This is a genomic window from Proteus vulgaris, assembly GCF_016239305.1.
GTDB lineage: Bacteria > Pseudomonadota > Gammaproteobacteria > Enterobacterales > Enterobacteriaceae > Proteus > Proteus vulgaris_C.
The window spans coordinates 1-19089 of record NZ_JAEHOQ010000003.1 but is presented as its reverse complement, the minus strand read 5'-3'; the positions used below and the strand labels follow the sequence as shown (position 1 = coordinate 19089).

At 38.5% G+C, this 19089-nt stretch carries 15 protein-coding genes; 7 read left to right on the top strand and 8 right to left on the bottom strand.

The annotated features are described in order from the left end of the window. The first annotated feature begins 48 nt into the window (after window positions 1-48). Both deoB and deoD read left to right on the top strand, forming a co-directional pair. Window positions 49-1275 (top strand): phosphopentomutase, encoded by a 1227-nt coding sequence (gene deoB, locus JEP40_RS02810; RefSeq protein WP_072069000.1) that lies wholly within the window; start codon window positions 49-51, stop codon window positions 1273-1275. A gap of 77 nt (window positions 1276-1352) precedes the next feature. Next, window positions 1353-2069 (top strand): purine-nucleoside phosphorylase, encoded by a 717-nt coding sequence (deoD, locus tag JEP40_RS02805; protein ID WP_036934279.1) that lies wholly within the window; start codon window positions 1353-1355, stop codon window positions 2067-2069. An 86-nt stretch (window positions 2070-2155) separates the two neighbouring features. Here the strand turns inward: deoD and JEP40_RS02800 are convergent, their stop codons facing one another. After that, window positions 2156-2605 (bottom strand): hypothetical protein, encoded by a 450-nt coding sequence (locus JEP40_RS02800; RefSeq protein WP_198622370.1) that lies wholly within the window; start codon window positions 2603-2605, stop codon window positions 2156-2158. Between the two features lie 694 nt (window positions 2606-3299). Here JEP40_RS02800 and JEP40_RS02795 point away from each other — a divergent pair. After that, entirely contained in the window at window positions 3300-5036 is a 1737-nt protein-coding gene (locus JEP40_RS02795; protein ID WP_198622369.1) for a pyridoxal phosphate-dependent decarboxylase family protein, read from the top strand. Between the two features lie 96 nt (window positions 5037-5132). On the opposite strand, the gene JEP40_RS02790 is transcribed toward JEP40_RS02795, so the two are convergent. From JEP40_RS02790 to JEP40_RS02775, 4 genes are all read right to left on the bottom strand, one after another. Continuing rightward, window positions 5133-5399 (bottom strand): DksA/TraR family C4-type zinc finger protein, encoded by a 267-nt coding sequence (locus JEP40_RS02790; protein WP_198622368.1) that lies wholly within the window; start codon window positions 5397-5399, stop codon window positions 5133-5135. Between the two features lie 157 nt (window positions 5400-5556). Beyond that, complete coding sequence (locus JEP40_RS02785) at window positions 5557-6717, bottom strand: MFS transporter (protein WP_072064354.1); 1161 nt, start codon at window positions 6715-6717, stop codon at window positions 5557-5559. Between the two features lie 27 nt (window positions 6718-6744). Continuing rightward, window positions 6745-8043, bottom strand: coding sequence for a hypothetical protein (locus JEP40_RS02780; RefSeq protein ID WP_198622367.1), 1299 nt, complete (start codon window positions 8041-8043; stop codon window positions 6745-6747). A 39-nt stretch (window positions 8044-8082) separates the two neighbouring features. Continuing rightward, on the bottom strand, window positions 8083-9270 hold the full coding sequence (locus JEP40_RS02775; RefSeq protein WP_332873033.1) for an ROK family transcriptional regulator: 1188 nt from the start codon (window positions 9268-9270) through the stop codon (window positions 8083-8085). Window positions 9271-9540: 270 nt separating this feature from the next. On the opposite strand from JEP40_RS02775, the gene JEP40_RS02770 reads away from it, so the two are divergent. Next, window positions 9541-9942, top strand: coding sequence for a hypothetical protein (locus JEP40_RS02770; protein ID WP_198622366.1), 402 nt, complete (start codon window positions 9541-9543; stop codon window positions 9940-9942). A gap of 109 nt (window positions 9943-10051) precedes the next feature. On the opposite strand, the gene pyk is transcribed toward JEP40_RS02770, so the two are convergent. Both pyk and JEP40_RS02760 read right to left on the bottom strand, forming a co-directional pair. Further along, window positions 10052-11503 carry a pyruvate kinase gene (gene pyk / locus JEP40_RS02765; protein WP_198622365.1) on the bottom strand — a complete coding sequence of 484 codons (1452 nt, stop codon included), beginning with the start codon at window positions 11501-11503 and terminating at the stop codon, window positions 10052-10054. Window positions 11504-11568: 65 nt separating this feature from the next. Beyond that, complete coding sequence (locus JEP40_RS02760) at window positions 11569-12906, bottom strand: MFS transporter (RefSeq protein ID WP_198622364.1); 1338 nt, start codon at window positions 12904-12906, stop codon at window positions 11569-11571. A 312-nt stretch (window positions 12907-13218) separates the two neighbouring features. On the opposite strand from JEP40_RS02760, the gene JEP40_RS02755 reads away from it, so the two are divergent. Genes JEP40_RS02755 through JEP40_RS02745 form a run of 3 tightly spaced genes read left to right on the top strand, consistent with a single transcriptional unit; the run spans window position 13219 to window position 18196 of the window. Next, complete coding sequence (locus JEP40_RS02755) at window positions 13219-14508, top strand: ABC transporter substrate-binding protein (protein ID WP_198622363.1); 1290 nt, start codon at window positions 13219-13221, stop codon at window positions 14506-14508. Window positions 14509-14565: 57 nt separating this feature from the next. Further along, window positions 14566-16941 (top strand): ATP-binding protein, encoded by a 2376-nt coding sequence (locus JEP40_RS02750; RefSeq protein ID WP_198622362.1) that lies wholly within the window; start codon window positions 14566-14568, stop codon window positions 16939-16941. Next, the gene (locus tag JEP40_RS02745; RefSeq protein WP_198622361.1) at window positions 16919-18196 is read left to right on the top strand and encodes a sigma-54-dependent transcriptional regulator; all 1278 of its coding nucleotides are present in this window, start codon (window positions 16919-16921) and stop codon (window positions 18194-18196) included. Before JEP40_RS02750 ends, JEP40_RS02745 begins: the two co-directional genes overlap by 23 nt. A gap of 78 nt (window positions 18197-18274) precedes the next feature. On the opposite strand, the gene JEP40_RS02740 is transcribed toward JEP40_RS02745, so the two are convergent. Continuing rightward, window positions 18275-18859 (bottom strand): common pilus major fimbrillin subunit EcpA, encoded by a 585-nt coding sequence (locus JEP40_RS02740; RefSeq protein WP_198622360.1) that lies wholly within the window; start codon window positions 18857-18859, stop codon window positions 18275-18277. Between the last annotated feature and the right edge of the window lie 230 nt (window positions 18860-19089).

Genomic DNA, 19089 nt, shown 5'->3' with positions numbered 1-19089 from the left:
TAAGTGACATATCCGTGGTCTACGGAGAATGACACAGGAGAGAGAATTATGAAACGTGTACATATCATGGTATTAGATTCCTTCGGTATCGGTGCTGCTGGTGATGCAGAGAAATTCGGTGACCAAGGTTCAGATACTTTAGGGCATATCGCACAAGCGTTTGCTGACGGTAAAGCAGATAAAGAAGGTCGTAAAGGCCCACTTCATTTGCCAAATCTTTGCCGTTTAGGTTTAGGTAAAGCCGCTGAAGAATCAACAGGTAAATTCCCTATTGGTTTAGATAAAAACGCAGATATCATCGGTGCTTATGGCTACGCGAGTGAAATCTCTTCTGGTAAAGACACTCCGTCAGGCCACTGGGAAATTGCGGGTGTTCCTGTGCTTTTCGATTGGGGATACTTTAAAGAGCTGAAAAACTCATTCCCACAAGAACTGCTAGAAAACATCGTTAAACGTGCAAAATTACCAGGGTACTTAGGTAACTGTCACGCTTCTGGTACGGTTATTCTGGATGAACTTGGCGAAGAACATATGAAAACCGGCAAACCGATTTTCTATACTTCTGCTGACTCTGTATTCCAAATTGCATGTCATGAAGAAACTTACGGTTTAGACGAATTATATGAGCTGTGTGAAATTGCTCGTGACGAACTAAACAAAGGCGATTACAACATTGGTCGTGTTATTGCGCGTCCATTTATTGGTGATAAACCAGGTAACTTCGCCCGTACAGGTAACCGTCATGATTTAGCAGTAGAGCCACCAGCACCAACTATGTTGAAAAAACTGGTTGATGAAAAACAAGGCCATGTTGTTTCTATCGGTAAAATTGCTGACATCTACGCAAACGTAGGTATCACTAAAAAAGTGAAAGCAACAGGTATTGATGCACTGTTTGATGCGACACTTGAAGAAATGAAACTCGCGGGCGATAACACTATCGTCTTTACCAACTTTGTTGACTTCGACTCTTCTTACGGCCACCGCCGTGATGTTGTCGGTTATGGTGAAGCACTTGAATTATTCGACCGTCGTTTACCAGAACTAATGGAATTGGTAAAAGAAGATGACATTCTTATCTTAACAGCAGACCACGGTTGTGACCCAACTTGGCCTGGTTCTGATCATACTCGTGAGCACATTCCTGTTCTGGTTTATGGTCCTAAAGTTAAACCTGGTTCATTAGGTCATCGTGAAACTTTCGCTGATATCGGCCAAACTGTTGTGAAATACTTCGGTTTATCTCCGGTCGATTATGGTAAAGCAATGTTTTAATTTAACTTCGGTAGGTATAGCAATATGCCTACCGAATGATATTTGAATAGTAAAAAGATCAATTAAAAGGAAGAATTATGGCTACCCCTCATATTAACGCAGAAATGGGCGATTTTGCTGATGTCGTTTTAATGCCGGGCGACCCGCTTCGCGCTAAATACATCGCTGAAACTTTTTTACAAGATGTCCGTCAAGTAAACAATGTTCGTGGTATGTTAGGTTTTACAGGTACGTATAAAGGCCGTAAAGTTTCTGTAATGGGCCACGGTATGGGTATTCCTTCCTGCTCAATTTACGCAAAAGAATTAATTACTGATTTTGGCGTAAAAGTGATTATTCGTGTGGGTTCATGTGGTGCAGTGTTACCAGATGTTGAATTACGTGATGTTGTTATCGGTATGGGTGCTTGTACAGACTCTAAAGTTAACCGTCTACGTTTCAAAGACCAAGATTTCGCGGCTATTGCAGATTACCAATTAGTTCAAAATGCTGTTGATGCGGCAAAAGCGAAAGACATTAAAGTTCGCGTAGGTAATATCTTCTCTGCTGATCTGTTCTATTCTCCAGATCCAGAAATGTTTGATGTAATGGAAAAATACGGCATCCTAGGTGTTGAAATGGAAGCAGCAGGTATTTACGGTGTTGCAGCCGAATACGGTGCAAAAGCACTGACTATCTGTACTGTATCTGACCACATCAAAAAAGGGACACAGACTACAGCAGAAGAGCGTCAAACTACCTTTAACGAAATGATTGAAATTGCATTAGAATCTGTTCTGTTATTAGAAGACTAATCAATACATCTCGTTGTTTAAAAATAATAAAAACCCAATTTTTAAATTGGGTTTTTTTATGTCTACATGCTTAATTAAATTAGAGACTAAGGAGCATAAATATAATTTTCTAAATAAGGGTCCATTTTAATCGCGTAGTTTTTTAGATTATCCAGGTTTGGCGTTAACGGATCTTTACACTCTTTTTTGCTAATAATATTATTGTCTTTATAAACAATCACGCCATTAAAGCTCCATCCTCTACCTTCACCGTCATAAACAACGTAACTATAATTTCCATTCTTAAATCGAATATAAGTCGATGCTCCAGCAACAAACATCTGATGCCCATAAAAGACATTATTATTAGGTTGTTGAGGAACAGGTAGTGTGATTTCTGTTTTAGCAAGTGTGCCATAACGATACACTGGAGGGGTCCCATGTTCGGCAAATACACTGACATACTTACCATTTTCAAGTTGGCAGGTAAATTCTTCAGCATAGACACTTGCGGATAATAATACGAATACAGTAGCAACAGCGATACGTGCTTTCATATTGTCTTCTCCGTTAATTACCTACTTTATTACTTTAAGTATCGGCAAAAAAAGCAAAAAATGTAGAGTAAATATTCTGATTATTTAGCAAGGTGACTATTTTTTGTTTTTAACCAACATTTTTGTTATTTGTAGCATTATTATCTGTGATAATTTTCTTTTTTATATTTTCACTAGTGACTACCCTCTCTTTTAACCTTAACCCATATTTTGTACCTAACAATGGTTGGAATTAAAATTAATTTGCTGATTGTTGAAAATATATTAGTATTTTAGTCTGATTTTATTGATGGTAACTAAACTTAATATAATTTTATCTGTACTAATTGCGGAAATAACAGATTAATACAATTAATTAAAATTAGAGTTCAATAATATCATATGGTTAGCCGGTTATTATTATATTTTGATTATATTTCAAATAGTTAATAGTATTGTTAGTGATTGTTTCTATTTATAGTCCTATTTTCATTGTGATCTCAGTCACATAAGCATATTAATGAAAAGTTTGCATCTGTAAATTTAACTTTCCGTATTAACTTAATCTATTGATATTAATAAAATTATTATTAAACCTGTTATGGTCTGTGAGATAGATGTTATCGCATAGAACACTAACTAATTTAATTAGAAAATGTATAGTATTGCTATGCAACTAAATTAAATTTTTATCGGTTTCTATTTGGAGAATATAGTGAAAAATCAAGATTTATTAGGTCTATCTTCTGCTAACATTCTAAACGCGGAATTTGAGAAGAAATACCACGACGTTATTGCTCACTTTTTCAGCCGAGATCCGAAGTATTGGCCGATATTTCAGGATAAAACAATCCAATCAATTACACAGTTTAGGAAAACAACAACTAACGATAATGACCAATTACAACGTTACTCAAATGGGCAACAGCTATTTGATCGTTTAATGGCGGATACGCAAATCCAACAAAATATTAATTACCCCGAAAACGATCCTAATGAACTACTAATGTTAGTTTCGACATTGTGTAAAAACTGGGAAAATCCACTCGCTGTTGAAAATGTCATTGCAATGCCAAGCGACCCAGGTGTTTATGGTTCAATTTTAGGGGTAATGGGCAACCCTAATATGGTTTATTGCGAATATTCTGGTGTTGCGGATGCACTAGAAAAAGTGACGATAAAAAAAGTTGCTAAATTAGTGGGATACGATCCTGATATTGCCTCTGGCGTATTCACGCAGGGAGGCACCATGTGTAACTTATATGGTTATCTCTTTGGATTACGTAAATCGATGCCTAATTCTAAACATTTAGGTATGGCGGCAGATCAAGATTATCGCATCATTAACTCTCAAGGCGGTCACTATTCAAACATGACTAACCTTGCGCTGTTGGGGGTTGATGTAGATAACAAAACTATCCGTATCAAAGTGTCAGAAGATAATACTATTAATCTAGAGCACTTAGAACGCGAATTAAGAGCCTGCTTCACTGTTAAATGCAAAGTACCAACTATCATGTTAACCACAGGAACAACAGATACCTTTGGTGTGGATGATGTGAAAGGGGTTTGTGAGTTACGTGACCGCTTATGTGAAGAGTTCGAGATCCCTGTTAAGCCACATGTTCACGTTGATGCTGCTGTGGGTTGGCCGATTATCTTCTTCTTAGAATATGACTTCAGCAGTAATCCACTGGCAATTAATGACGTCACCTTAGAAGGCTTACGTCAGAACGTTGAGAAATTTAAACATCTGAAATATGCCGACTCCATTACTATCGACTTTCACAAATGGGGCTATGTGCCTTACACCTCAAGTTTAGTATTGGTGAAAAATGGTAATGATTTCGTGGCACTGGAAAACGATCCAGAAAACTTCACCTATTTTGAGCATGAATTAGAAGGGCAGACTCACTTACAATCTACTATTGAATGTACACGTAGTGGTGTGGGTATCTTTGGTGCTTATTCTGCAATGCACTATATGGGGATCGAAGGTTACCAAACCATTATTGCTCACTGTTTGCAAAATGCGAACTACATGCGCCATCAGTTGTTAGAGATGGGGAATGCAAAAGTGATCGTACCGCAAAACCAAGGGCCAAGTGTTGGCTTTAAATTGTATGATCCAAACTTAGTGAAAGATCCTAATGTTGCCTTTGATTTAGAGTTAACGTGCTCTACAGATAAAGAAGCATATGACTTTATGGTTCATAACACGCAGTGGCATAGAAAACTTTTCTTACAACGTGGTAGAGAAGGATTATTTACTAACTGGGTAGATTCTATTGCCTGCTCTAAATATGCGAAAAATAACCGTTACGTTTATCTTCCAGGTGAAAAAGCAGTATTTATGAATCCAAATACTGAACGTGCACATATTGATCATTTTATGAAAATTTTAACCGAGATGAGCCAAAATATGAGCTCAAAAAAGGCTGAAAAAATCTAATTAACTCATTGTCTGATTAAATAAAACAAACTGTACTTTAATCGAAGAAATTCATATTAAGGTACAGTTTTTATTTTATATGATAATAATTGCTGATTATCTGAGTTGGCTATCTTTACTACCACGGCGATTATACCCACTAAAGGCATTATTCTTTTTATCAATTGCCTCTTGGCAGTTTAAACAATAACGTACACCAGGAACGGCTTTTTGCCGAGCCGGAGAGATTGGCTCACCGCATTCATCACAAAACTGTGCACTTTCACCTTGCGCCATTTGATTGCGAGCTCTTGCAATTGCATCATCAATGGTGGCATCTATTTGCTCTTGAACAGCACTATCATTAGCCCATCCACTCGCCATCATATTCTCCTATTTTAACAGTGAATATAGATACTATTATTAGGGCGGTGGCGAAAAAATCAACAAAATAAAAAGGAAAATGTACTTTAGACTATCGTGATCGAAATAAAAAACCCCTCATATAGAGGGGCAAATTTCAGAGGCATAACGGTTGTTGTTATTGTTTTTGTTCTCTAATAAACAGAGAAATAATAAAGAAGAGAGCGACGAATACAATAATCAGGTTAAAGCCAACAGAAACATTATAGCTTTCTGATACTTGGCCAATTAATGAACCTGCTAACGCTCCACCTAATCCAGAAGCAACATAAATCAATCCCATCACCGAGCCACTTTTGCTGGTTAATTTTGTGGCAACGGCGGCGGCTGTTGGAAACAGCACTGATAATGCAAAACCAAATACCATAAACAGATAAACAACATCTTGCACAAAGATACGGCTTACAATAATGGCTATAAGAGAGAACAGTGAAAACAGAATAAGCGTTTTGCGATCACCCAATGCAAGGTTAATAAAGCCACCAATAAAACGACCAATAGTAAATAAGAAAGCAAAACTTGAAATCACATAAGCCGCTGTTTCTGCTTTTTGTGCGCTACTCATATTTCCAATATCCATAGAGGTATAGAAAATAGGGAAGAAGTTTAAGAAAGCGGCTTCAGCAGCAACATACAGCGTAATAAATAAGATAACTAATAATAGTGATTTTTGTGTCAGTAACTCTAAAAAGTCACTGAATTTCATATCGACTTGTGCGCTGTTTTCTATTTTTAATGTACTTAAGACTAGAATAATGACCGCAACAATAACGGCAACGCCCACATAAAAAGTGCGCCATGAAATAGAGTGTGAAAATAGATATTGTAAAATTAGCGGAGTGACAATCATCCCTACACCAAACATTGCATTGGAGACGTTAAACATCATGCCCGCTTTCTCTTTATAGAAAGTCGGAATAACGGTAACGATAGAGACAAGCATCGAGCCAATACCTAACCCAATAACCAGATAAAAGCCAAAAAATAGCATCACGTTAAAAGCAAGGCTGGTTCCTGTTAAACCAACAGCCATCATCAGTGAGCCAATAAACATCATGACTTTTAACCCTTTCTTATCGGTAAAATAGCCTGTTAATAAACTGGCAATTAAAAAACCGATTTGGAAAAAGGTAATTAATGAGCCAACTTGGCTCATATTTAATGAAATATCATGTTGAACTTGTTCTAGAATAAGCCCTTTCGTATTTTGAATGCCACCGAGTAAAAACATCGTGACAAACAGAAGGAAAAAGACTTTCCATTTTTGTTGTTTAGCCATAATTTGATCCTGATTTTCCGCGGTGTATTATTCTTTAATCGTGTTGTTATAGGCGTTATTATTAGGTGTATTATGTTCACCAATTGCATCAAATAATTCTTGTGTTGCCCATCCATAGCAATAATAAAGCAAGTCATCACAAGCACTTTCTTCTGCTGCAATAACGGCTTCAATTAATTGAGAGGCAGGTAAATTCCACATTTGAATACCGCTATAAATAAAGGTATTTGGCTGTGAAAGCTGGCGAACTTTATTATTTTGTTCTGCAACAAAGTGAATAGGAAAACCTTGCTGTTTAAAGGTTTCGTATGAAATATCATAAGGTAATTCAAATAAGCGTTTGAACGCAGTAAATGCACGTTCTTGGCTTTCACTATCCTGGGCAAAATGATTAATTAATCCTTGAACATCAGCTCCGCCCCCTAATTTATGATAAGGAAAGTGTTTAAGTGTTGAAGAATAACGGGTTAATTCATGATAGTCCTGACCTAAGATCCAACTATAAGCTGGTGGCCATAGATCAAGCCATAACGTAATACCACCCGCAGTTTGTTTGGCATCAGACAGTAATTTTTCAACCAATTGAGTCACACTTTGTTGGCGAAATGTTTGCCACGCTTTTAACAAAGGCTCTTCTTTTAATGCGGTAACAGGGGTTTCGAAATCCCCTTGTTTCAATGAATCAGCTAAAGCCGTAAGGCGATGTTTGATTTCATTAACGGGTAAACCTTGCTGTACCATTTTCTTTTCACAGTGAGGGCAAAAACAGGTAAATAATCCTGCGGGATTCACTTCTTCACCAGCCCAATCAGGAAAACGAATTCGGTCAATTAAAAAGGTATCGTAACCGTAGTTTTGTTTTAATGCTGTGAATGTCTTTTGCCATAATTGAGCGACATCAGGGGCGTTAGGGCAGAGCCAATGTGCTTGCGGACGACCTTTAAAATCCACAACCTGATTGTTTTCTACATCCCCTGTGAAATCGCCATTAAGAATATTAGCCCATGGAATGACTTTATATTTTCCGCCATCAGTGGCTTTTTTTATCGTCATTAGCGGATCGGCGCCCGCTAAAATTGTTGAATCAATACGTTGGCTCAGACGAGGAAAATCAGTATGAGTATTGATGTGCAGTGTACCTGTTCCCATAACTACATTATGAATAGGGTTATGAGGTAAATTACCAACAGGGTAAGGGTTACGTTCAAAAATCGTATTAATTTCGACAAATAAATGTTCGACATGCTTCATACCATCAAGGCGTTGAAGTATAGCGGGCATGCCTTCATCTAAAATATCATGTGGGTGAAGATGTATTCCTGCCATGAGTTGCTCCCATCTCGTTTAGGTACTTTTTTATTAGGGTTATCTCAGTTGGATCTCGGGCATAAATTGAATTGATGGATAAACCGTAGCCAAGGCGAGAATAGCAATGCCATAAAGCGGTCCTTTTTCCCATAATTCAGACAGCTCGATATTCACTTTGGTGTTCGCAAATAAATGTCTATCTAAATTTGCCTGAACACGCGGTAAAAAGGTGTCAGCAGAGCGAGTGATCCCGCCTGTTAATACCACTTTTTCCAGATTTGCAATGGCAACTAAGTTCATTATGCCGATAGCAAGATAATCTGCCATTTCCTCAACTAATGATTGAGCCAGAGGATCGCCTTGCTGTGAGGCTTGAATAATCTCAATAGCACTAAGATTTTCCCCTCGTAAGCTCGCCATACGTTCACTTAAACCTGAACCGGAACAGAAACTCTCAAAGCATCCTTTATTGCGCCAATTTCGAAAAAGATGGTCACGAGCAAACATCATATAGCCGATTTCACCGGCGGCATTATTTGCGCCACGAATAACCTTTCCATCCATCAGCAAGGCAGAGCCTAAACCTGTACCGATACCAACCAGCGCACAACTGTGCGTATGACGGCATCGACCTTTCCACATTTCACCCACAAGTGCTGCACGAATATCATTTTCGAGAACAACGGGTACATTGAGTTTTTCTGTAAGCTGTTGTGCTAAAGGTAAATTATCCCATTGAGGCAAATTAGGAGAGCCTTCTAGTACAACACCATTTTTGATATCGATGATCCCTGGTGTGGCGACACCGATAACATTGATCTTTTGACGGTCTACGCCGCTTTTTTCGATCACATTTTCAATACTTTGTGCAAATTGCGTAATAAAGTACTCACGATCGTCAGTATCAAAGGTAGGCTCTTGATATTCATACAACAATTCGGCATCTAAGTTAAAAACCGCATAAGCGATTTTGGTACCACCTAAGTCAATGCTGACACCTAAACTGTGTTGAGGATCGAAGTTAACTAAAATACCTTTTCTACCTTGCCCTGCTGGCGAACTGACACCGCTTTCATAAACGATTTTTTCTTCAAGGAGATCGTTAATAATTTCAGACACCGTCGCTTTTGTAATTCCGCTAATTTTGGCTATCTGAGCCCGTGACAAAGGACCTTGATGACGAATGACATTTAATACAAGCGAGGCATTCATTTGCCGTAATGTATTGGGTACGTTCGGTGTCACGTTACTACTCCATTTGTTTAGAAACAAAACTAAAAGATGTTTTTTTTATATAAAATCGTCTGTGTTTGATAGTTATGCACCGTTTTATTTACTTTGTAAAGTATAAAACGACTAATTAGTTTAGAAACCATCCTAAATGCGTTTGCGATCACAATTTGATGCATTTTCTTTTTACGAAGTGACTCACTAAAAGATATTTTCTACACATATTCTTAATTCAATAAACCGACTAAAATGAAATAAACATATATTGACTAGAGAGAAATCAGAATGAGAAAAGGAATATTATTAAAAAGCTTATTAGGAATGTTATTACTGTTTCCGCTTTATTCTCAAGCGGTTACATTAAGCGGCTATCTTGAGGTAAAACGATTATTAGCCTTAGATCATCCTTCTAATAAACAATTAGAATCGGTGACACAAGCTTATCTAAACGGTATTGCGAATGGATTTAATTTTTATGCAGTGTCAGTAAGATTGCACAATGAAGGTAATGATTTTAAACCACTCTATTGCCCACCTAAAAAAGTTATACAAAACGGCGATTTTATGGCAAAACATATTGATGCTTATCTTGATAAATACCCCATTGCTAAGCAAAAATATAAAGATACATCAATAGAGTTAGTTTATATTGCCGCATTACAAGATGCTTATCCTTGCGATAAATAGATAGAAAGAAAAATAGCCACAATCCTTGTGGCTAAAATGATTTGGTGTGCTCTTTTTCTTGTTATTTACTTCAGGTTGCCTCTCTCATAAGCCCCTTGATGGAAGACACTCAAGCAGTTGCAACTTCAACTTGTTTTACAGGAACAAGATGGCAACAATCGCTTTCACCGGTTTTTTCAAAGGTTGATAAACGGGTAATTAAGAGTGAATTTATGTCTGTTAATAATCCTTCTGCTTGTAGTTTTTGCATAATGCTTTCATCACAGTCATGGTTATTTTGACGTTGATAAGCAACAGGTGTTACACCACGTAATACAGTCAATTGACCTGCAAGTGCTGGATTATCTGTTAATGCATATACGTTGTTGTTTGGCATAAAGCGCGACAATAAGGTCACTGATTTGCCATTTTCTGTTAATGCGGCAACGCTTAAATGTTTGTCGTCATGGAAAGCCGTTGTCGCGGCTGCTAGCGCAATCCAACGACCCGTTTGTGAGTAGTAAGACGGTGATTGCCATGGGTTTTCAGCATTAGCCGCAAAAGAGCGCTCAGCCCCTTCAGCAACACGTGCCATTGCACTAACGGCTTCCACCGGATATTTTCCTGCCGCAGTTTCAGCGGAAAGCATCACCGCATCAGTACCATCACCAACGGCATTCGCGATATCCATCACTTCTGCGCGGGTTGGCATTGGGCTTTCAATCATCGATTCCATCATTTGGGTTGCAGTAATAACAGGGCAACCTAATGCGCGACAACGTGCAATAAGTTGCTTTTGTGCGCCTGGTAAGCTTGCATCACCGATTTCAACTGCGAGATCGCCTCGTGCTACCATAATGACATCGGATGCTTTAATGATGTCATCCATGTTTTCTTCACAAGAAACTACTTCAGCGCGTTCAACTTTAGCAACGATTTTGGCGTGACTTCCTGCTGCTATCACTAAACCACGGGCATATTCAATATCCGCACCATTACGTGGGAAGGAAACGGCAATGTAATCTGCTTGAATAGCGGCTGCTGTGTGTATGTCTTGTTTATCTTTGTCTGTTAATGCTGGTGCAGATAAACCACCACCGAGTAAGTTAATCCCTTTACGGTTAGATAATTTTCCACCAACAGTAACGACAGTCTCTATTTTATTATTATTTACGGCACTGACTTGTAATTGAATATTGCCATCATCAAGTAACAGAATATTCCCTGGTGTGACTTCCTGAACAAGTTGTGGGTAGTCCAATCCAACTTGTTGCTCGTCGCCTAATGTGCTGTCTAAATCTGCATTTAGAATAAAGCTATCGCCTTGTTTTAATTGAATTGAATCATTTTTAAAGTTAGCGATACGAATTTTCGGGCCTTGCAGGTCAGCTAAGATCCCGATAAATACACGATGTTTTTCTGCGACCTGACGGATAGTTGCGGCAGTGGCCTGATGTTGTTCGCGAGTACCGTGTGAAAAGTTTAAACGAAATACGTTAGCACCTGCCATAATCAGCTTTTCAATCATCTGTTCTGAACAGCTAGCTGGGCCAAGAGTCGCAACAATTTTTGTCTTACGCATAATGACATTCTCTTTTTAAAGAGGGATACCTAACGGTATCCCTTGATAACAACTTAATTAATTCATTAATCCATGGTTACTTTTTTCGCATTCCAGACTAGCGTCGCTAAAATCATGGAAACGATGGCAGAACCTATCCAGAAATACTGTACTGTGGTGAAGTCGTAGTTAGTGATATCGCCAACTTGAGTCACTTTGATCAGTGATGCTGAAATCAGTTCTTGGGCTGATGCTGCAATGTAAGCGAACAGACCGATAAAGCCTTTTACTGCACCTACTGCGTTTTTCGGCATCAGGTCACAAGCGGTTAAACCTGCTAAGAACACAACCAGACCACCCATTGCAAAACCAACCATACTTAATGCAACTGCATCCATAACACGGCTTTGTGGACCCCAGAACATCAGTGCAAAACCAGCGATGTTGGCGATACCATAAATCAGTGTTGGAATATGGCGGTTAGCATTAAACAGTTTGTCAGAAGCCATACCCGCTAAGATTGCGCCGAAGAAACCTGCGATTGGGTAAGTCGACATTGCGAAACCCGCATCAATCAGTGAGTAACCTTTTGAACCTTGTAGGTAAAGAACGGCCCATGAACTGATTGCGTAGCGAGAGATATACATAGCCGCACAAGCCGCAGCGATGATCCATACTGTTGGTTGTTTTAGTACGAATAACTGAGCGCGACGTGTTTCTTTAGGATCACTTGATTTAACGGCTTCTGACTCTTCGCCATACGCAGTTGCTGGATCAGGTAAGCCATAAGTACGAGGACGGTCTTTTAAGACCATCAGTAAGATGATACCAGCGGCGATACCTGCGATACCGGCACCGATAAAACCTGCACGCCAGCCGAAGAAGCTCACTATAGTTGCAGTCAAGATCCATGTAATCGCTTCACCGATATTACGCGAGCCACCCCAGATGGAATAAACCGTACCGCGTTGTTTTGGTGAGAACCATTGGAAGATAGAGACACAAGAAGGCGCTGAACCAACAGATTGGAACCAACCGTTAATACCCCATAACAGGATAAAGAACAGGCTTGCCGTTGACATTCCCATGAAGATACAAACAAAGGAAGAGGCAATCAGCGAGATGGACATAAAGCGTCCAATATTGGCATAATCTGACAAGAAGCCGTTAGAAAACTTACCAAATGCGTAGGTAAAGAAGAACGCAGAACCCATTAAACCGAGTTCAGCGGTGGTTACGATACCTGCATCCAGCATAGGTTTTTTCACCACACCGAGTGCCATACGAACCACATAGAACATGGCATAACCAAGAACAAGACCAAAGAAGACCTGCCATTGGTGCTTTTTATATATTGCGCGGATCTTTTCACTTGACGCTTCTATTAGCGGCAGATCCTTTCTGGTTTTAAAGAAACTTAGCATAGAGATGACTCCGAATATTATTCATGTCTGAAGCTGATTTTGGTTTTCAGAGCTGATGCTATTCATTTAGGTCATCTTGGTGCAAAACACGGAATTTGAGTCATCGATGACACATTCTGCTGAATCGGTGAGTCAAATTTGTAACATCGCTATTAGGCGTTGGTTTAAAAATGAGTGAAGATATCGTTGTATCATTGTTGTAAATGGGTCATTAAGGACTCATTAGCCCAAAATAATAAATATTGCTAAATATCAGAAGTTTGAAGTTCGACACATTTTTATGTTTATTCAAAACAAAACCAGGGGTACGTCATGAGAATAAAAATAACACTTAGCCTCGTCTGTTTATTGTTTAGCTGGCTGTTTATCACTCCGGTACGTAGTGATGAGCAGCCACTTGTTATATTGACGACGCTTTCAGATACACCAATGAGACCACTCACAGAAGCTTTTAGCGCACGTTATCCTGATACTAAAGTGCAAGTGGTTTATCGCCGTGTCGCGATAGCAACACGTATGATGAAACAATATCCCACGCAACCTGTTGATATTGTGATGTCGTCATCAGCTAATTTCTTTCATCATTTAGATAGAGAAGGGCTACTGGCGCGATTACCAGTCAATTATGAAACGCCAAAATGGCTGATGCGTCACAGTGATATCTTGAACGATAAAATAACCACTGTTGGCTATTCCGGCATTGGTATTATGAGTAATACACAATACTTGCAAAAATTGGGGCTTCCTGCACCGAAAAGCTGGATTGATTTAAGTGATCCTATTTACCAAGGGCACTTAACCATGACGACGCCAGCAAACTCTGGCACGATGCAGTTGATGGTGGAGAATGTACTACAAGAGTATGGCTGGGAGCGAGGATGGCAGATCTTACTGGAAACCAGTGGTAATCTTTCTTCTATTTCAGCACGTAGTTCGCGTGTCAGTGATGCTATCGCCAGAGGTATTGTTGGCGCTGGGCCAATTATTGATAACTACGCGTTTAACCATCAAAAACGGTTTGATTTTGTCGAGTTTAGCTATTTTGATAAGTCGATCATTTTACCAGCTTATGTTGCCATTGTGGCAGAAAGCAGTAAAAGAGACACAGCAGCCAAATTTATTGCCTTTCTTTTATCGGATGAAGGGCAAGAAATTATTTATAAAAGTGATATGGCAAAGATCCCATTAAGTAAAGAGATCTTAGGGAATAACGATGAACTTGCTAATAACACAGAATTTATTTTAAACAGCAATGAAGCTTATCGTCGTAGTGAAGTGGTTAATGCATTATTTGATCAAATGATCACGCATAATTTTCCTTTAATGCGCCAAGTTTGGAATGATATCCACGAAGCAGAAAAACAGGAAAATAAAACCCCAGAACGAATTTCTGCGATCAGCAAAGCACGAAAAATAGCAAGTTCAGTGCTTATTAGCGAAAAAGAGGCCAATTCACCCACATTACAAGCGTTATTTATGAAAGAAGCTGATCAGCGAGAATATTCTGATCAAGCATTAGCTGTGTTGTATCAATGGCGTACATTAGAAGCTGAAAGGCTTGAACAAGCACTGGTTTTATTGAAAGAGACAAAATCACCCTAACCGCCTTGTGGTTCAAATATACAGCAGGAAACGCTGTTTTTATGAAAGGTATTACGGATGAAATTATTAGCGCCTAAACAATTTGGTAAACTAGGTAGACGCCTGTATATGGCGTTTATCTTTAGTTCTTTACTCACCTTATTGATTGGTGTGGTTATCTTTTTTATGTGGGGAAAACTGGCGACACAAATTAATGCGTCAGTGGGAGAGTCTTTGCCTATGTTAACCACCAGCTATAATATGGAGCGTTATAGCACCAATTTACAAATGCTATTAAAAGAGCGAGAGCAGACACAGAGAAAATCAATTTCAGAGCAACAACAGCAGGAAATCCATCAGTTATTAGATAATTTACGTAAATTCCCTATTGAACAAACACCGCAACGTGATTTTTATACTCAACTTGTTGATGAACTATCAGAGCTTATTAATCAACAGGATGTACTACTGGATAAACGACGCGAGTTAGAGAATCGTCTTGCTCAATTATTGGGACAATTGGCATGGATGCATGACGCGGTTGGTGAAGATATTAAACCGCTACTTAATGAAATTGAGTGGCATGTCAGTCAAATGCTTAATGAAAAAAACGTACAGGAAAATAGTCTACAGCTGTTATTAGAATCAACGTTATTACAAGAATTATTTACCACTGAGAATGAATTAATTGGTTTAGTTGAAGAAATTGCTCATCAACGTTATAGCCGTGATATTGATGTCGCTTTTCACTATATCAGTGTCAAAATTGATGAAATTATTTCGTTAAATCAGAAGTTAAAAAGCTACCCGTCAACCATTGCTCATCGTCAGGTATTACAAGAGATTATCGCGATCACTCGTTATGACGGTGATATCTATCAAACACTGATTGATGATGTAGAAAACGAAAAAAAGCTTAAAGCATTAACCCCTGAATTAAATGAAAAGTTATCTCAGTTTGATAACGCAGTAAGTGGTAATGTTTTGGCGACCAGTGAAGTACTAAATAAACTCAATGGCAATACCCGTAAACTGATGGCAACGGGAAAAATTGTTATTGTAGCGATTATTGTCGCTTCTTTATTGCTCAGTATTATTGTGATGAAAATCTTAATTGATAGAAGACTTATCGCAAGATTGAATAAACTAAGTGATGATTTAGCGCATGTTGCCAAAGGTAATTTAACCGAGCCTGTACTGATTGAAGGGCAAGATGAAATTGGTTTATTAAGTCGGCGACTTCGCCGTTTTTGGCGTCAAATGAAAGAAGTTGAAGCCAGTAATGCATTAAATCTTATCAATAATACAGATGCGAGTTTAATTACCTGTCACCACGATGGAAGAATGGAAACAGTTAATCCAAGTGCAGCGATGTTATTAGGCACTGGAAAAGAGCAAAGTAATAAACCTCTTTGGTTGCTGTTTAGTGGTGAAGCCAGCACAATGCTTAAAGCGCAATTTAGCTCAACAAGTCAGCTTTATCGTTTAGGGCAGAGTGAATGTACTATTCGAATGCTAAAAGCGGGTGAGCCTCATTTCTTACAATTTAATATTCGTGAATATCCGCATAAAGATGAGCACAAATATATTGTTACTATCACGGACATTACACGCCAAGAGTTAAGTCGATTAGAACTTCAAAGGCTAGTGGCATTAAAAACACAAGATTTGCAGGATAAAAATCAGCAATTAAATGAAGAGATTGTGCGTCGTGAACAAGCACAAAAGCACTTAATTCAAACGCAAGAAGAATTGGTACAAGCCGCAAAAATGGCTGTTGTTGGGCAAGCGATGACAAGCCTTGCACATGAACTTAATCAACCTCTTTCTGCAATTAATACCTATTTGTATAGTGCAAAATTAACCATACAGATGGAAAAATACGATCAATTGCCTGATTCCATAGAGCGTATTGAAAAGCTTTGTGCGCGAATGAATCGAATTATTACGGCATTACGTAATTTCTCCCGTAAATCATCATCTGAAATTAGTTTTGTATCAGCACCATTAAAAGAGCTGGTGGAAAGTGCGATGGTACTGGTAGAGTCTCGTTCCAAACGAGAGCAGTGCATCATTACGAATAATATTCCTGATGAATTAACCATTTGTGCCGACCCAACACAAATCGAGCAAGTCTTGGTTAATTTATTTGTTAATGCGATGGATGCCATTGCGGGTATTGGTGAAAGTCAGATCACTATTGATCTCTTATCTACTGATCCTAAAAGAAAATTAGTGGGGATAGCGGATAGCGGAAAAGGATTCAACTCTGCTGTTTTACCAAAGCTATTTACCCCGTTTACCACAACAAAAGATGTGGGGCTTGGGTTAGGGTTATCCATTTGCCGTTCTATTATGCAACGGTTTGGTTATGAAATTTATTTGGCCTCAGCGTTAAACGGTGGCGCTATGGTTGTTTTGGAGTTTACTGATGACACAATCACTCATGCCTGATATTGATGTTCTATTAATTGATGATGATGAAGATATTCTTGAATCTTATCGTCATTTGCTTAACCTCGCGGGTATGGTTGCCAGAGTGACTGATTCGCCTGAAAAAGCACTCAGCCTTTTAACACCAGAGTGGCAGGGCGCTGTTGTGCTTGATATTTATATGCCAGCAATGAATGGTATGGAAGTGCTTGAACGTATTAAACACATTGACCCTCGTATCCCAGTTATTATGATCACTGGACATGGTGATATACCGCTGGCTGTTGAGGCAGTAAAAAAAGGGGCTTATGACTTTATTGAAAAGCCAATTAATCCGCCAGTATTTTTAGAATTAGTGGCAAAAGCACATAAAGAACGACAGTCTATTCTTGCCCTTAGAAATGCGGTAATCAGTACCACACAAGAGCGACTAGTGGGCGACAGCGCACAAATCACTGCGATTAGAGAGCAAGTACAACAAATTGCCGATATCGATAAAGACTTAATGATAGAAGGTGAGATGGGAACGGGACGCCACCTTCTTGCTCAACTCTTGCATGAGTTAAGCCCTCATAGTGATAAAACGATTCAAACGATAGATTGCCAAAATTTATCTGATATCAAACAGGTTATTGCTCAAATTGAAGCCGATGAAGTCGGAACATTAATTTTACGTTCTCCTTATGATTTATCATCAGAAGCGCAACGTTGGCTAAGCTCTTATTTGTTAGATATGGAACGTCAAGGAAAGCGTCATTTTAGAACCATCGCGATTTTAGAAAATAATACACAGCAACTGGTCACAGAGGGGCGATTAATTCCTGAATTCTATTACTATTTTTCGCAAATCACGTTTTCATTACCTCCATTAAGTGCAAGACGCCCTGATATTATTCCGTTATTTAGAGCTTTCTTGAGACAAAGTGCACAACGACTTGGTATTGCGGTGCCGAAGATTGACCGTAATTATCTTGATATTTTAAAACGTTATGATTGGCCGGGTAATATTCGAGAGTTACGAAATGTAGCTGAATTATATGCGGTAGGTATTGTTAAAATGGTGGATAGTGAGCAACACAGAGCCATTATTCCCCCTGAAGGCCCTTTGGATAACTTAGTCGATGAATATGAGCGTCGATTAATTGAAGATGCGTTATATTTATTTGCGGGTCGTGTCAGTGATGTGGCTGATTATTTAGGTATTCCACGTAAGAAGCTGTATTTACGAATGAAAAAGCACGATCTTGATAAAGATAGCTATAAACCAAAAGTTTGATTTAGGTTCTATTAAATAACAAAGAAGCGCCATACAGGCGCTCTTTCGCATTTTTTCTTTTAAGATACATCGATTGAATTATCTTGAAGCTAGTGTTACAAAATCCCCTGACCACTTACTGGTAAATTCAATACGCAAAGCGCCTTCCCATAACCCCTCTGGCAATGATGCAATATTTTGAGAGCCATTGATGACGTTAAATAAAAATGCACTTTGAAGACTTTTTAGCTCACTTTTCTCTGACTCTTTATTCCCAGCCACCAGTCCATGATGAATACCTTTTTGATTATCAAGAATAACGGTTTCTTGATTATTTGATAATGTTTTACCATTCCAGTCTGCTTTTACTGTTAATACAGAATTATCAGTCGCATTTTTAAGTTCATTACTAATAATTTTCGAAGTTAATTTAAAGTCCGTTGCCCCTTCGGCATCTTTAACGGTGATATCAAAAGTCCCACCTTGTGTATTAAAGCGGTTATTTTCTGTTACTTCAAAATGTAGGGCATTTAATGGTGTTACGCCTAATTCACTCTGTGGTTTCTTCACTGCTGTAGCATGCCAATTTGCAACAGTTTGTATAGAAGCATTGTTGTTTGCGTAAGTTGCAGTCGTGGTAAATGCTGTCAGTAATAAGCTTAGTAATACGTGGTGTTTTTTCATGGTTTATTCCTACAGAGTAAATCGACGTTAATAGCAATATCGGCTAAAAAGTCTTTTTCATGAGTTTATAAATAAAATTCCGATTATCTAAAAAAGATGACTCATTAGATAAATTATAGAATAAGTTGAAAAAATATTTTATTAAAAACGTCATAAAAAAATAGGAATAAAATGTAATAAAAATAAATTTATCGTTAATAATGTAAATTTATTTATTATCATGTGGTTGC